Raw genomic sequence first — 12,851 nt, 5'->3', positions numbered from 1 at the left:
CCGGGACTCGATAGCGCCGAAGCTAGGACTCCCGGAGCGGTCCGGATCCGGGGTCACGCAACCGTCATCAGGACGTCAAGCGGGCCCCGCGCGAACATGACGGATTCATGACAGCTGTCATCAGGCTCCGGCCCGGTGATGAGCGACACTGGTCGCGTGGCACACAGCTTGCTGCTGGTCGACGACGAACCGCGGATCCGGCGGGTCCTGCGGCTCGCCCTGGAGGACGAGGGGTACCAGGTCGCCGAGGCGGCCAACGGGTACGACGCTCTGGCCGCGCTGCGCCGGGAACCCCCGGACGTGGTGCTGCTGGATCTGATGCTGCCGGACCGCGACGGTTTCACGGTGTGCCGGGAGATCCGGCGCGCCAGCGACGTGCCGGTGATCATGGTGACCGCGCGGACCGACAGTCACGACGTGGTCGCCGGGCTGGAGGCGGGCGCCGACGACTACGTGACGAAACCGCTCGTCGCGAAGGAGCTGTCCGCCCGGATCCGGGCCCTGCTGCGGCGGGTCGAGCCGGCCAACGCCCGGCAGTCCGACCTGGTCGAGGTCGGCGACCTGCGCATCGACGTACCGGGCGCCGAGGTGACGCGGGACGGCGAGGTGCTGCCGCTGACCCGGACCGAGTTCAAGCTGCTCGCCGAGCTGGCCGGTGCCGAGGGCAAGGTGCTGAGCCGTGAGCAGTTGCTGTCGAAGGTCTGGGGCTACGGGTACTTCGGCGACAGCCGGATCGTCGACGTCCACATCCGGCGGCTGCGCCTGAAGGTCGAACGCGACCCGGCGAGCCCGAAACACCTCGTCACCGCCCGCGGTCTGGGCTACCGACTGGTGAGCTGACCTTGCTGGGGCGGTTCAGTCTTCGTGGGCGCGTGATGCTCGCGTACGGGATGCTGGCGCTCGGGTTGTCGACCGTGCTGTCGGTGGTGACCTGGAACGTCGTGTCGGACTATCTGGTCGAGCAGCGCGAGGCGGCGGCGGAGACGATCACGGCGGACAACGGCGCGGCCTTGCGGTACGGGCTGTTCGGTCCGCCGGAGCCGTGCCGGCCCAGTCACGAGCGGGTCGAGTGCGACAGCCCGGCGCTGCAGAAGGGCGTGTCGGTGATGGAGCTGATGAACAGCCTGCCGTCCACCGACGCGGCGGCGTCGATGCTCTACCTCGAGGACCACTGGTACTCGCTGACCGGGAAGCCGTCCGACCTGCCGCCGGACATGATCCAGGACGCGATCGGCGGCAACGTCGTGCAGCGCCGGATCGAGGTGGGCGGCCAGCCGGTGCTCGCGGTCGGTGTACCGATCGGGCGGCAGGGCGACGCGTTCTTCGAATGGCATCCGCTGACCAGCCTGGACGCCACGCTGGACAGGATGAAGATCACGCTGATCGCGGCGGCGATCGCGACCGCGCTGCTCGGGCTCGCGGTCGGGCGGCTGGCGAGCACGCTCGCCCTGCGGCCGCTGGCCGAACTGACCCGGGCCGCGGACCACGTCGCGCGCGGCAAGCTGGACGCGCGGCTGCAGGCCGAGAACGACAAGGACCTCGGCGGACTGGCGCGATCGTTCAACCAGACCGCGGCGGCACTGGAACGCCGGGTGGCCGCCGACGCCCGGTTCGCCGGCGACGTCAGCCACGAGCTGCGGACGCCGTTGATGACGATGCTGAACTCGATGCAGCTGATCCAGAACCACCGCGCCGAGTTGCCGGCCGCCGTCCGGGAGCCGGTGGAGCTGCTCGGCGACGACCTGGACCGGTTCCGGCGGCTGGTGATCGACCTGCTGGAGATCTCCCGCGACGACGGCGGCGACCGGGGGAGCCGCGAGATCGTGCGGATCGCCGACCTGGTCCGGGCCGCGGCCGACGCGGCGGCCGGACGCGAGGTGACCGACGTCGAACCGGAGGCCGAGGGGCTCACCCTGCAGGCCGACAAGCGCCGGCTCGAGCGGGTGATCGCGAACCTGGTCGAGAACGCCGAGGACCACGCCGGCGGCTGCAAGGGTGTCGGCGTCGCGGCGGGCGGGCTGGGGGTCGTGATCACCGTCGACGACGCCGGGCCCGGTATCGCCGTGGAGGACCGGACCCGGATCTTCGAGCGGTTCGGCCGCGGTGAGATGTCGAGCCGCGGCCGCGGGGTGGGACTCGGCCTGGCGATCGTCGCCCGGCACGTCGAGTGGCACCACGGCACCATCCAGGTCACCGACCGTCCGGGCGGCGGCGCGCGCTTCGTCGTCGAGCTGCCCGCGAAAATCAGCTGACGGCTCCCGGCCGCCCCGGCTACCGTGGGCGGATGGCTACTTGCCTCTGTGTCTAGCCGGCGCACCCGCTTCTGCAGGTGAGGTGCGTCCACTAGCTACCACGGAGAGTAACCACCATGATCACCGTTCGCGGTGTAGATATTCGGGTCGGTGCACAGGTGCTGCTGGCCGAGCTGTCGTTCACTGTCGGTGCGGGCGACCGCGTCGGGCTCGTCGGCCGCAACGGCGCCGGCAAGACCACTCTGATGAAGACCCTGGCCGGCGAGGTCCGTCCCGCGACGGGACAGATCGCCGTGACCGGATCGATCGGCTACCTGCCGCAGGATCCGCGCGCGGCCGATCCCGCGATCACCGTCACCGCACGCATCCTGTCCGCGCGCGGCCTCGACGTCGCCGTCCGGGAACTGCGCGCGGCCGAGGCTGCGATGAGCACCGCCACGGGTGCGGCCCAAGAGCGGGCGATGGCGGCGTACGCGCGCGCCGAAGCCGCGTTCCAGGCCGGCGGCGGGTACGCGGCCGAGGCGGAGGCGGCCCGGCTGGCGGCCGGCGTCGGGCTGCCCAACCGTGCGCTCGAGCAGCCGATCGGTGAGCTGTCCGGTGGTCAGCGCCGGCGCGTGGAGCTGGCGCGGATCCTTTTCGCGCAGCACGACGTACTGCTGCTCGACGAGCCGACCAACCACCTCGACGCGGACTCGGTGCTGTGGCTGCGGCAGCTCCTGCTGGCCTACCCCGGTGGCCTGATCGTCATCAGCCACGACCGTGAGTTGCTCAAGGCAACGGTCAACCGGGTCTTCCACCTGGACCCGCAGCGACTGACGGTCGACATCCACAACACCGGCTGGACGAGGTACCTCGAGCAGCTGGACGTGGACGAGCGGCGCCGGCAGCGCGAGCGTGCGGTCGCCGAGCGCAAGGCCGCGGTCCTGCACGCCCAGGCGGCGAAGATGCAGGCCGGTGCGAACACGGCGGTCGCGGCGCGGAACATGGCCCGCCGGGCGGACAAGCTGCTCGGCGGCCTCGAACCGGTACGCCGGGCCGCGCGGGTCGCCAAGATCCGCCTCCCGGCCCCGGCGCCGTCGGGCCGTACGCCGTTGTCCGCGGTCGGTCTTGAGAAGTCGTACGGCGCGCTGCGGGTGCTGGACGGCGTGGACCTGGCCGTGGACCGGGGGAGCAGGGTCGTCATACTCGGGCTGAACGGTGCCGGCAAGACCACGCTGCTCCGGCTCCTCGCGGGTCGCGAACAGCCGGACGCCGGCCGCGTCGTACCAGGTCACGGGCTGCGGCTCGGGTACTTCGCGCAGGAGCACGACACGCTGGACCTGGCCGGCACCGTACGGCAGAACCTGGCGTCGGTCGCGCCCGGGCTGACCGACGGCGAGGTCCGCAATGTGCTCGGCTCGTTCCTGTTCAGCGGTGACGACGTGGACAAGCCGGCCGGCGTCCTGTCCGGCGGCGAGAAGACCCGGTTGGCGCTGGCCGGCCTGGTCCACTCGAGCGCGAACGTGCTGCTGCTCGACGAGCCGACCAACAACCTCGACCCGGCCTCCCGGGACGAGGTGCTCGGCGCGGTCGGCAGCTACCCCGGCGCGATCGTGATGGTCACCCACGACGAAGGCGCGATCGAGGCCCTCCGCCCCGACCGCGTCCTGATCCTCCCCGACGCCACCGAGGACCTGTGGTCCGACGACTACCTCGACCTGGTGTCGCTGGCCTGAGCCGACGCAGGGCGCGCCCCACCTTCCAGCAACAGATGTTGCCGGTGGGTGGGGTCGTGGCCTACCGTGAATATATGAAGAGTTCTGCAGATGTGCAGCTCGACGCCTGTCATGTGCGGCTCGTCGACCCGGAGCGGGTGGCGAGTGTCAACGCCAGGATGCCTGGCGAGGAGGACATCGTCGACACCGCCGACGTGTTCGGGCTGCTCGGCGATCCGCGGCGGCTGAAGCTGCTCGTCGCGCTGCTCGACGGGGAGCTGTGCGTCTGCGATCTCGCCGCGATCACCGGCCTGAGCGAGTCGGCGACGTCGCACGCGCTCCGGCTGCTGCGGGCACACCGCGTGGTCGCCGTCCGCCGGGACGGGCGGAACGCGTTCTACCGGCTCGACGACGCCCACGTGCGGATGCTGCTGGACCTCGCGGTCGCGCACACCGAGCACACCGACGCCATCCACCCCGAAAGGGCGGAGGCGTGAGCGCCGGCCACGGCCACGGCCACGGCCACGGCCACGGCCATGGGGTGGACGCGTCGGCGGACCGGAAGCTGCTGAGCGGCGCGCTCGCGCTGATCGTCGGCTTCATGATCGCCGAGGTGATCGTCGGCGTCGCGGCCGGTTCGCTCGCGCTCGTCACCGACGCCGCGCACATGCTCACCGACGCGATCGCCATCGCACTCGCCCTGCTGGCGATCCGGCTCGCGGCCAAACCGCCGGCGGGCGGCTTCACCTACGGCTTCAAGCGGGTCGAGATCCTGTCCGCGCAGGCCAACGGCATCACGCTGCTGCTGCTCGCGGTGTACTTCGTGTACGAGGCGGTCAGCCGGCTGATCCACCCGCCCGAGGTGAAGGGCGCCCTCGTCCTGATCACCGGCGTCGTCGGCATCGTCGTGAACCTGTTCGCCACCTGGCTGATCAGCAAGGCGAACCGCTCCAGCCTGAACGTCGAGGGCGCGTTCCAGCACATCCTCAACGACCTGTTCGCGTTCGTCGCCACCGCGATCGCCGGTCTGGTCGTCCTGCTGACCGGCTTCGCCCGCGCGGACGCGATCGCGGCGTTCGTGGTCGCCGTGCTGATGCTGAAGGCCGGCGTCGCACTGGTCCGGGACTCGGGCCGGATCTTCCTCGAGGCCGCGCCGACCGCGATCGACCCGCAGGCGCTCGGCGTCGAGCTGTGCGCCGTTCAGGGTGTGGTCGAGGTGCACGACCTGCACGTCTGGGAGATCACGTCCGGCGAGCCGGCGGCGTCCGCGCACATCCTGGTCGCCGAGGGCCTCGACTGTCACCAGATCCGGGTCCGGATCGAGCAGTTGCTTGCCGAGCGCCACCATCTGACACACTCCACGCTCCAGGTCGACCACGCCGACGCGGGCAGCCCGGAGCACTGCAGCGACGCGCACGGGACGGTCCACCGCGCGGTCACAGGTGCTGGACCAGCACCTGACCCGGCCAATCCACATCATTGACCCGCGGTACGGCGAACGCGATGTCGCGCGTGAAGCCCTGCTTCTCGTAGTACCGGACCAGCGCCCCGTCACCGCCGGCGAAGCAGTCCACCCGCAGCAGCCGCACACCCGCCTCGCGGGCCAGGTCGCGCGCGTGGTCGAGCAGCGTGCCGCCGAGGTTCTGCCCGGCGGACGCGCGATCGGTCACCAGCAGCCGCACGTACAGCTCCGGCTCGGTAGCCGGCGGCACGTAGTCGAGCGCGGCGCCGACGGCCAGGGCCCCGATCACCCGGCCGTCCGTCGTACCCACCCAGAGCCCGCCGTCGGCGGCGAAGCCGGTGATCTGCTCGACCCGCCGGGGGCTCGTCGAATGCGGGGCCGTACCCCACTGGTCGGTCCGCCCGCGCGCGACCAGCCACTCGGTCGCGCCGTCGAGGAGCGCCAGCACGGCCGGTACGTCGTCCCGCCCGGCCCGGCGGATCGTGATCTGCACGTCGTCCAGAATAAGTTGGCCGCGGATGTCGAAACCGCGTCCGCAGTCTCTACCGAGGGGTGTAGAGAGGAGCTCACGATGAGCAAGAAGACCGGAAAGCTGGACAAGACCTTCACCGCGCCGCTGCTGAAGAGCGACGCCAAGGGCGGCTGGACCTACCTGCAGATGCCGGATTCGGCCGCGTACTTCGGGACCCGCGGACTGGTCAAGGTGCGCGGCACGATGGACGGCCACCCGTTCGAGAGTTCGTTCATGGCGCTCGGTGACGGTACGCACAAATTGCCCGTCAAGGGCGAGCTGCGAACCCTGCTCGGCAAGCAGCCCGGGGACGAGATCACCGTTCATTTGGAGGAACGTCTCGGTTGAGAGTCACCTCCGTTTGATCTGAGATCACCGTCACAGCCGGTCATGTCCTGAGTAAGGACTGTGTGAAGAATCAGTGCTGACCGGCTGCTCGGGTGTGGCGATCGCGGGCCGGACCGTACCGTCGAACCCGGGTGGTCCGACGAAGTCAGGAGTGAACGAAGTGCAACGGGGCTCATGGGGCATGCCGTCGGCCTGCCCGCGATCAGCGGAGCCGGTCTCGCCGTGATCTCGCTGAACAAGATTCTCGGCGTCGCCGGGCTGGTGCTGCTGCTCGGCGGCGCGCTGCTCGGGTTCCGGTCGGTCTCGGCGAGCGGGACCGACTGCGGTTCGGCGTTCCAGCCGGCCGGTGGGATCACTCCGATGGCCTGCGACAACGCGCTGAGCGGCGCCAGCACACTGACGACGGTCGTGATCAGCGCCGGTGTGCTCTGCCTGCTCGGTGCCGTCGCAGTCAAGGTCATCCACGACCGCGCGCAGGAGAAGGTCAGCGCCTGAAATCAGGTGCGCGTCCGTGCCCGGGTGCGTCAGGGTGCCGGGTGTGACGATCGAACCCTTCCGGCTGGACGTGCCGGACAGCGAGCTGGACGACCTGCGGCAACGGCTCGACCTGGTGCGCTGGCCGTCGGAGCTACCGGGCGTCGGCTGGTCGCGCGGCGTACCGCTGGAGTACCTGCGGGAGCTGGCCGGCTACTGGCGGGACGAGTACGACTGGCGGGCCGCTGAGGCGCGGCTGAACGAGTGGCCGCAGTACACGGCCGTCATCGACGGGGCGCTGGTGCACTTCGCCCATCTCCGCTCGTCGTCGCCGGACGCGATCCCGCTCGTGCTCACGCACGGCTGGCCGGGATCGATCGTCGAGTTCACGTCCGTCGCGCCGCTGCTGAGCGACTTCCACCTGATCCTCCCGACCGTCCCGGGCTTCACGCTGTCCGGCCCGACGCCCGAGCCCGGATGGGAGTTCAAGCGGGTCGCGCGGGCGTGGACCGAACTGATGACGCGGCTCGGGTACCAGCGGTACGGCGTGCAGGGCGGCGACTGGGGTGCGGCGATCTCCCGCGAGGTCGGGCGGATCGACCCCGAGCGCGTGCTCGGCGTACACCTCAACCTGATTCCCGGCGCGGGCGCCACCTCCGAGCCGATGCCGGCGGAGCTCGCGCCGCTGGACGCCGCCGAGCGCGAGCGCACCTGGGCGTCGTGGCGACGGCAGCAGGAGTTCGCGTCCGAGCAGCAGGGGTACGCCGACCTGCAGTCGACCCGGCCGCAGACACTGGCGTACGCGCTGACCGATTCGCCGGTAGGGCAGCTGGCGTGGATCGCGGAGAAGTTCGCGACCTGGTCGGATGCGCCGATCGACCGGGACCTGCTGCTCACCAACGTCATGCTCTACTGGCTGACCAGGACCGCGGGCTCGGCCGGCGCGATCTACTACGAGCGCGCGCACGCGTCGTACTGGGGTCAACCGCCCGAGCCGTCACGGACACCGACCGCCCTGCTCGACCTCGCCCACGAGAACTTCATCCCGCTACGCCACAAGGCCGCCGTCACCGACAACATCGTCCGCTGGACCAGCTACCCCCACGGCGGCCATTTCGCCGCCCTCGAAGTCCCCGATCTCCTGGCCATCGACATCCGCGCCTTCTTCACGGGCTGAACTATCGTTACCGCATGAGTTTTACCGGGTTTCCGGCTGCGGCGCTGGACTTCTACGACGATCTCGAGATGGACAACACCAAGAGCTTCTGGACGGAGCACAAGCAGGTCTACGAGGAGTCGGTGCGGGCCCCGATGGCCGCGCTGCTGGCGGAGCTCGAGGAGGAGTTCGGCACGGCGAAGCTGTTCCGGCCGTACCGGGACGTGCGCTTCGCCAAGGACAAGACGCCGTACAAGACCCACCAGGGCGCCTTCATCGACGTCGCGCCGTCCACCGGGTGGTACGTGCAGGTGTCCGCACCCGGCGTCCGGGTCGCGGCCGGTTTCTACGAGGCGTCGTCGGAGCGCCTGGCCCGGGTCCGCACCGCCATCGACGACGACCGTCGCGGGAAGCAGCTGGAGAAGCTCCTCGCCAAGCTGACGAAGGCCGGCTGGACGGTCGGCGGTGACAAGCTCAAGACCAGCCCCCGCGGCTACGACCCGGATCATCCCCGGATCGACCTGCTCCGCCACAAGTCCCTGACGGTCAGCAAGAGCTACGGCTTCGAGCCCGTCATCCACACCGCGGACCTGGCCGCCCAGGTCCGGGCCGACTGGCGTGCCACGAAGCCTCTGATCACCTGGCTGACCGACAACAGCTGACCCCGGGACCGAAGCGTCAGGCCTCGAAGTCCTTCTTGATGTTGGTCAGGATGTCGCGGGTCTTGTTCGGCGGCGGTGCGGCGACGCACAGGGCTTCCATGGTGGCCGTGTACTGGTCGAGGTCCTCGAGCTTGTCGAGGTACAGCGCGCTGCTGAGGTGCTCGATGTAGACCATGTCGGGCAGGTCCTGCTCCGGGAAACGCAGGATGCTGTACGCGCCGCCGGTGGCCGCGTGGCCGCCGACGTCGAACGGCATCACCTGGAGCGTGACGTTCGGGAACTGCGACGACTCGATCAGGAAGTCGAGCTGCTGGACCATGGCCTTCACGCCGCCGATCGGCCGGCGCAGCACCGCCTCGTCGACGACCGCCCAGATCCGCACCGGGTCCGGGCGGGTCAGGACGCTCTGCCGGCCGGTGCGCAGCGCGACGCGGCGCTCGACCTCCTCGGCCGGGATCAGTCCGCGGCCGAGCTGGATCACCGCGCGGATGTAGTCGGGCGTCTGCAGCAGGCCCGGGACGAACTGCAGCTCGTAGACACGGATCAGCTGCGCCGCGGCCTCGAGATCCAGGTAGGAGTGGAACCAGCTCGGCAGCACGTCGCCGTAGCGGTGCCACCAGCCGGGGTTGTTCGCCTCCCGGGTGAGCGCGAGGAGGCGTTCACGCTCTTCCTCGTCGTCGACGCCGTACAGCGTCAGGAGGTCGCGGACGTCGCGCTCCTTCAGGCCGACCCGGCCGAGCTCCATCCGGCTGACCTTCGACTCCGACGACCGGATCTCCCACCCCGCGTCGGACCTGCTGATCCCTGCTGCCACCCGCATCCGGCGAAGATGCCCGCCGAGAATGATGCGCAGCGCGGTCGGTCCGCTCTGCGCGCCCGACTCGGTCACACCCACCTCCCAGCGGCCCCAGCGGTCTCCATCGGCAACCTCACCCGCAGACGCACATCATCGCACGCCGGAGCGCTGATCTGCCGAAGTTCTTACAAAAGAGCGTCGATTCCGCACCGGCGATCACGGAGCGTAAGAGTAGCCGATGCAAGGTCAGGCGCTTTTGTCAGTACATAATAGCGTGCCGGCGCGCCGTCGAACACTGTTCGCCGACGGCTGATCCGGCCGCGTTCAGGCGTGAACCGCCCCAATCTGGTCTCGAAATGGAAAACGTGCGGATGCACGTGCATCGGGCGCTTGCATTCGTCGCGTGCCGACGCCATGATTGCTTCATGCACGGAAGGTGAGCTGGATCTCGCGAAAAGTGACATCGCGTGAACCGGCAGGCCGGTCCTACAGAGCGCCGACGGCCCCCCCGTTGGCATGACTGGTTGGGGAACCCGAGTCGATGAACGACGACCACAGTGAAGTTGTGGAGCAGTCCGCCGCGATGGCCGGCGGCCGTGCGCCCGAGGAGCTGACGGAGCGGGAGATCCAGGACCTGGTCGCGCGTTGCCCCGAGCAACAGCGTTGGGCCTTCGAGGGCTGGTTGCGCGGCGTCCGCCAACTCGACGGCGATCCGATCGTGAGCCTGGCCCCATGACCACCGACAGAGCAACAGGAGGACGGAAGATGGTGCGGATCTGGCTGGGTGACCACCTGATCGCCGAGTATGTCGCCGAGCCGGACCGCGCCTCGCGGTACCAGCGGGTGATGACGCCGAAGTTCACCGGATTGCGAATCACCGTTGACAATGCGGCGACCGGGAAGGCTTCCGAGCTGCCGAGCGAGCAGCTCTGGCCGCTGACCGTTCAGTAGTCCGTACCCGCCCCTCGGGCACGCCAGGACCGACTCTCGCCGGAGAGTCGGTCCTGGCGTTTTTGTCCGTCTTCTTACATTGCCGGGCCGGCCGCGGGGCTCCTGCCGGGCCGGCCGCCGGACCCGCCGTTCTCCGGGCACAGGAAAGGGCCCCTTCGTCACTCGCCTGGCGAAGGGGCCCTTGCTTCTGTGGTGCCGGGTCGTGCCCTGGTACTGCTCTGTAGTGCTGGGTCCTGCTCAGATCAGGTAGCCGAACTCGCCATCCTGAACGCCGCCGAGGAACGCCTCGATCTCTGCCTTCGTGAACACCAGCGCCGGGCCGTCGGTGAAGCGCGAGTTGCGCACCGCCACACCGCCGTCCGCGAGCTTCGCTACCTCGACACAGTTGCCGTTCGGGCCGCTGCGCTGGCTCTTGCGCCAGATCAGCTCGCTGTTCGAGTCGCCGGGCATGCCGTTGTAGATCGCAGTCATCAGCTGCACCTTCCGTACGTCCTTGGCATATGCACGTGCATTTGGCCTTGCATTTGCATCGTACACGCTTTGGGCCCACGTGTCCGCTCCCTTACGTCCTGTGATCGTGGCGCCCTGAAACGAGCGTTCGATCACCGATTCGGTCGCCATTGGTGACCGTTTGAGCCGCTGCAGCCTGGGTACGACTCTGATTGCAGGCATGACCGTGGTTCAGCGAAGTGCCACGCCGTGACGAGACAGTCGCGAGGTCATACCAAATGGTCACCAACACCATCGAGCGGGAGTCCTCCCGCAGCGGAGCACCCGTCGATCGGGCCGCCCGCGAAGCAGCTACCCGGGAACTGATGGAACGGCGAGCTGCCAGTACCGACGAGGTCGAGCGTCAGGACATCCTCGAACAGGTCGTCGAACTCAACCTCGAAATGGCCAAGGGCATCGCGCGCCGCTTCCGCGGCCGGGGCGCCGAGGCCGACGACCTGGAGCAGGTCGCGTATCTGGGGCTGGTGAAAGCCGCCCATCACTACCGGCTGGAGGCCGACACCCCGTTCATCGGGTTCGCGATCCCCACCATCCGCGGCGAGGTCAAGCGGTACTTCCGCGACTGCGCCTGGACGGTGCGGATCCCACGCCGGCTGCAGGAGATGCAAGGCACGATCGCGACCAAGCTGCCGGAGCTGGAGCAGCAGCTGAACCGCGAACCCACACCGGCCGAGCTGGCCGATCACCTCGAGGTCGAGGTGACGGAGGTCGAGCAGGCGCTCGCCGCGCGCGGGTGCTTCAACGTTCTGTCGCTGGACCGCCCCGCCGAGGCGGACGCCGAGCTCACGCTCGCCGACGTGGTCGCGGACGACGAGGACGCGAGTATCGACCAGCTGGAGACGGTCGAGATGCTGCAGCCGGTGCTCGCCGATCTCGGTGAGCGCGACCGCCGCATCCTGCAACTGCGGTTCGTCGAGGGCTGGACCCAGTCCGAGATCGGCGAGGACATCGGCGTCAGCCAGATGCAGGTCTCCCGGGTCCTGCGCCGGATCCTCGACGACCTCCGCAAGAAGCTGACCCCGCTCCAGGCCGCCGCTTAGCCGGCGGCTGTCAGCAGCAGCACGGATTCCAGGTTCCGCCGGTCCGTCGTCGACACAACTGCGACGGACCGGCGTCGCCCTTCCTCGTTCACATCTCGCAGGCGACTCGCTGGCCGTTGAGTCTCACCGACGGTGCCGGGTACCTGCACAATGGGTGGAAGACGAGGGGATGAGTCGTTGCGGTTGGCCTTGCGGATGTTCGTCACCGTGCCCGCGGACGCGGTCGCGGTCGTGCGCGCGTATCCGCCGATGGTGGTGTGCTTCGCGGCCGCACTGACCGGCACCGCGCTGGTGTTCGACGTCTTCTATCTGGTCGCCAGTCCCGGACTCACACTCGCACTTGTCTATACAGTGCCGGTGTTGGCCGGACTGATCGCCGGTCTGGTCGCGGCGGCCGACGATGTCGGGCTCGAGCGGCGGGTGCTGCTGCGGACCGTCGGCGTGGCCGTTGCCTTCGGCATCACCAACGCGATCGTCGTCGCGATGATCGCCGCGATGAGCCGGACCGACCCGTCGAACTGGGCGGCCGGCGGCCAGTCGGTGCTGTTCGCCGGCTGCACGGTGTTCGCGGTCGCGATCGCGATCGTTGCCTGCCGCAAGCTGATCGATGCGCTCGGCATCGAGATGCGGACGCGGCTGCCGCATCGCCGCCCGGCCCGCAGCCCGCTCGCCGCGCCGGCGGTCGCCGTACGGCCGCGGGTCAGCAAGGAGTCGGCCGCGCGCGCCGCGCCGGCCCCGCCGGTCCAGCCGGCCCCCGTTCCCGTCGACGAGGAGGAGACGATCCCGGTCTTCGTTCCGCCGCCGCCGAAGATCGTCGACCTCGACGAGGCCCGCCCGGTCACCGCCGCCGGACCCGTGGGATCCCACACTCCACGTGTCCGCCGCGCCACGCCGCGCCGCGCCAACAAACCAGGCCGCCGCCCCGGCACCTAGGCCCTGGCAGCATCCGCCCGGCGCGCGGGCGCGGCCCGGAACTGCGAGACTGGGGCCGGATC

Annotated in this window: 16 protein-coding genes; 13 read left to right on the top strand and 3 right to left on the bottom strand. The window is 69.8% G+C overall.

Annotation, left to right across the window (positions count from 1 at the left end):
• Positions 1-156: 156 nt before the first annotated feature.
• The 5 genes from ABZW60_RS00975 to ABZW60_RS00955 all read left to right on the top strand — a co-directional run bounded on the left by ABZW60_RS00975 (position 157) and on the right by ABZW60_RS00955 (position 5,429).
• A complete protein-coding gene (locus ABZW60_RS00975) occupies positions 157-840 on the top strand; it encodes a response regulator transcription factor (protein WP_355472680.1) in 684 nt (227 codons plus the stop codon).
• Positions 841-875: 35 nt separating this feature from the next.
• The gene (locus tag ABZW60_RS00970; RefSeq protein WP_355474471.1) at positions 876-2,252 is read left to right on the top strand and encodes a HAMP domain-containing sensor histidine kinase; all 1,377 of its coding nucleotides are present in this window, start codon (positions 876-878) and stop codon (positions 2,250-2,252) included.
• 116 nt (positions 2,253-2,368) lie between these two features.
• Positions 2,369-3,967 carry an ABC-F family ATP-binding cassette domain-containing protein gene (locus ABZW60_RS00965; protein WP_355472678.1) on the top strand — a complete coding sequence of 533 codons (1,599 nt, stop codon included), beginning with the start codon at positions 2,369-2,371 and terminating at the stop codon, positions 3,965-3,967.
• Between the two features lie 74 nt (positions 3,968-4,041).
• Positions 4,042-4,443, top strand: a complete 402-nt coding sequence (locus tag ABZW60_RS00960; protein ID WP_355472676.1) for a metalloregulator ArsR/SmtB family transcription factor — start codon at positions 4,042-4,044, stop codon at positions 4,441-4,443.
• Positions 4,440-5,429, top strand: coding sequence for a cation diffusion facilitator family transporter (locus tag ABZW60_RS00955; protein ID WP_355472674.1), 990 nt, complete (start codon positions 4,440-4,442; stop codon positions 5,427-5,429). The genes ABZW60_RS00960 and ABZW60_RS00955 overlap by 4 nt, the downstream gene beginning before the upstream one ends.
• On the opposite strand, the gene ABZW60_RS00950 is transcribed toward ABZW60_RS00955, so the two are convergent.
• Positions 5,383-5,901, bottom strand: a complete 519-nt coding sequence (locus tag ABZW60_RS00950) for a GNAT family N-acetyltransferase (protein WP_355472673.1) — start codon at positions 5,899-5,901, stop codon at positions 5,383-5,385. The genes ABZW60_RS00955 and ABZW60_RS00950 overlap by 47 nt on opposite strands.
• A gap of 78 nt (positions 5,902-5,979) precedes the next feature.
• Here ABZW60_RS00950 and ABZW60_RS00945 point away from each other — a divergent pair, with 78 nt between their 5' ends.
• The 4 genes from ABZW60_RS00945 to ABZW60_RS00930 all read left to right on the top strand — a co-directional run bounded on the left by ABZW60_RS00945 (position 5,980) and on the right by ABZW60_RS00930 (position 8,559).
• Positions 5,980-6,267 (top strand): DUF1905 domain-containing protein, encoded by a 288-nt coding sequence (locus ABZW60_RS00945; RefSeq protein WP_355472671.1) that lies wholly within the window; start codon positions 5,980-5,982, stop codon positions 6,265-6,267.
• A gap of 174 nt (positions 6,268-6,441) precedes the next feature.
• Complete coding sequence (locus tag ABZW60_RS00940) at positions 6,442-6,762, top strand: hypothetical protein (protein WP_355472669.1); 321 nt, start codon at positions 6,442-6,444, stop codon at positions 6,760-6,762.
• Positions 6,763-6,805: 43 nt separating this feature from the next.
• Positions 6,806-7,918 carry an epoxide hydrolase gene (locus tag ABZW60_RS00935; protein WP_355472667.1) on the top strand — a complete coding sequence of 371 codons (1,113 nt, stop codon included), beginning with the start codon at positions 6,806-6,808 and terminating at the stop codon, positions 7,916-7,918.
• Positions 7,919-7,932: 14 nt separating this feature from the next.
• On the top strand, positions 7,933-8,559 hold the full coding sequence (locus tag ABZW60_RS00930; RefSeq protein WP_355472665.1) for a DUF2461 domain-containing protein: 627 nt from the start codon (positions 7,933-7,935) through the stop codon (positions 8,557-8,559).
• A 16-nt stretch (positions 8,560-8,575) separates the two neighbouring features.
• Here ABZW60_RS00930 and ABZW60_RS00925 read toward each other — a convergent pair whose 3' ends face one another.
• Complete coding sequence (locus ABZW60_RS00925) at positions 8,576-9,448, bottom strand: helix-turn-helix transcriptional regulator (protein WP_355472663.1); 873 nt, start codon at positions 9,446-9,448, stop codon at positions 8,576-8,578.
• Positions 9,449-9,920: 472 nt separating this feature from the next.
• Here ABZW60_RS00925 and ABZW60_RS00920 point away from each other — a divergent pair, with 472 nt between their 5' ends.
• A complete protein-coding gene (locus tag ABZW60_RS00920) occupies positions 9,921-10,091 on the top strand; it encodes a hypothetical protein (protein WP_355472661.1) in 171 nt (56 codons plus the stop codon).
• Complete coding sequence (locus ABZW60_RS00915) at positions 10,088-10,306, top strand: hypothetical protein (protein ID WP_238151293.1); 219 nt, start codon at positions 10,088-10,090, stop codon at positions 10,304-10,306. The genes ABZW60_RS00920 and ABZW60_RS00915 overlap by 4 nt, the downstream gene beginning before the upstream one ends.
• Positions 10,307-10,543: 237 nt before the next feature.
• Here the strand turns inward: ABZW60_RS00915 and ABZW60_RS00910 are convergent, their stop codons facing one another.
• Positions 10,544-10,777, bottom strand: a complete 234-nt coding sequence (locus tag ABZW60_RS00910) for a DUF397 domain-containing protein (RefSeq protein WP_355472659.1) — start codon at positions 10,775-10,777, stop codon at positions 10,544-10,546.
• A 257-nt stretch (positions 10,778-11,034) separates the two neighbouring features.
• Here ABZW60_RS00910 and ABZW60_RS00905 point away from each other — a divergent pair, with 257 nt between their 5' ends.
• Together ABZW60_RS00905 and ABZW60_RS00900 are read left to right on the top strand one after the other, a co-directional pair.
• Positions 11,035-11,856, top strand: coding sequence for a SigB/SigF/SigG family RNA polymerase sigma factor (locus tag ABZW60_RS00905; RefSeq protein ID WP_355472657.1), 822 nt, complete (start codon positions 11,035-11,037; stop codon positions 11,854-11,856).
• A gap of 177 nt (positions 11,857-12,033) precedes the next feature.
• The gene (locus ABZW60_RS00900) at positions 12,034-12,789 is read left to right on the top strand and encodes a hypothetical protein (RefSeq protein WP_355472655.1); all 756 of its coding nucleotides are present in this window, start codon (positions 12,034-12,036) and stop codon (positions 12,787-12,789) included.
• Positions 12,790-12,851: the final 62 nt, after the last annotated feature.

This window comes from Kribbella sp. NPDC003557 (genome assembly GCF_040610805.1).
GTDB lineage: Bacteria > Actinomycetota > Actinomycetes > Propionibacteriales > Kribbellaceae > Kribbella.
The sequence above is the reverse complement of the archived record's forward strand: the minus strand, read 5'-3'. Positions and strand labels throughout refer to the sequence as shown.

Coding starts and splice junctions, on each gene's coding strand:
- ABZW60_RS00970 (WP_355474471.1), top strand. CDS start 876: ATGCTCGCGTACGGGATGCTGGCGCTCGGGTTGTCGACCGTGCTGTCG.
- ABZW60_RS00965 (WP_355472678.1), top strand. CDS start 2,369: ATGATCACCGTTCGCGGTGTAGATATTCGGGTCGGTGCACAGGTGCTG.
- ABZW60_RS00960 (WP_355472676.1), top strand. CDS start 4,042: ATGAAGAGTTCTGCAGATGTGCAGCTCGACGCCTGTCATGTGCGGCTC.
- ABZW60_RS00945 (WP_355472671.1), top strand. CDS start 5,980: ATGAGCAAGAAGACCGGAAAGCTGGACAAGACCTTCACCGCGCCGCTG.
- ABZW60_RS00940 (WP_355472669.1), top strand. CDS start 6,442: ATGGGGCATGCCGTCGGCCTGCCCGCGATCAGCGGAGCCGGTCTCGCC.
- ABZW60_RS00930 (WP_355472665.1), top strand. CDS start 7,933: ATGAGTTTTACCGGGTTTCCGGCTGCGGCGCTGGACTTCTACGACGAT.
- ABZW60_RS00915 (WP_238151293.1), top strand. CDS start 10,088: ATGACCACCGACAGAGCAACAGGAGGACGGAAGATGGTGCGGATCTGG.
- ABZW60_RS00910 (WP_355472659.1), bottom strand. CDS start 10,777: ATGACTGCGATCTACAACGGCATGCCCGGCGACTCGAACAGCGAGCTG.
- ABZW60_RS00905 (WP_355472657.1), top strand. CDS start 11,035: ATGGTCACCAACACCATCGAGCGGGAGTCCTCCCGCAGCGGAGCACCC.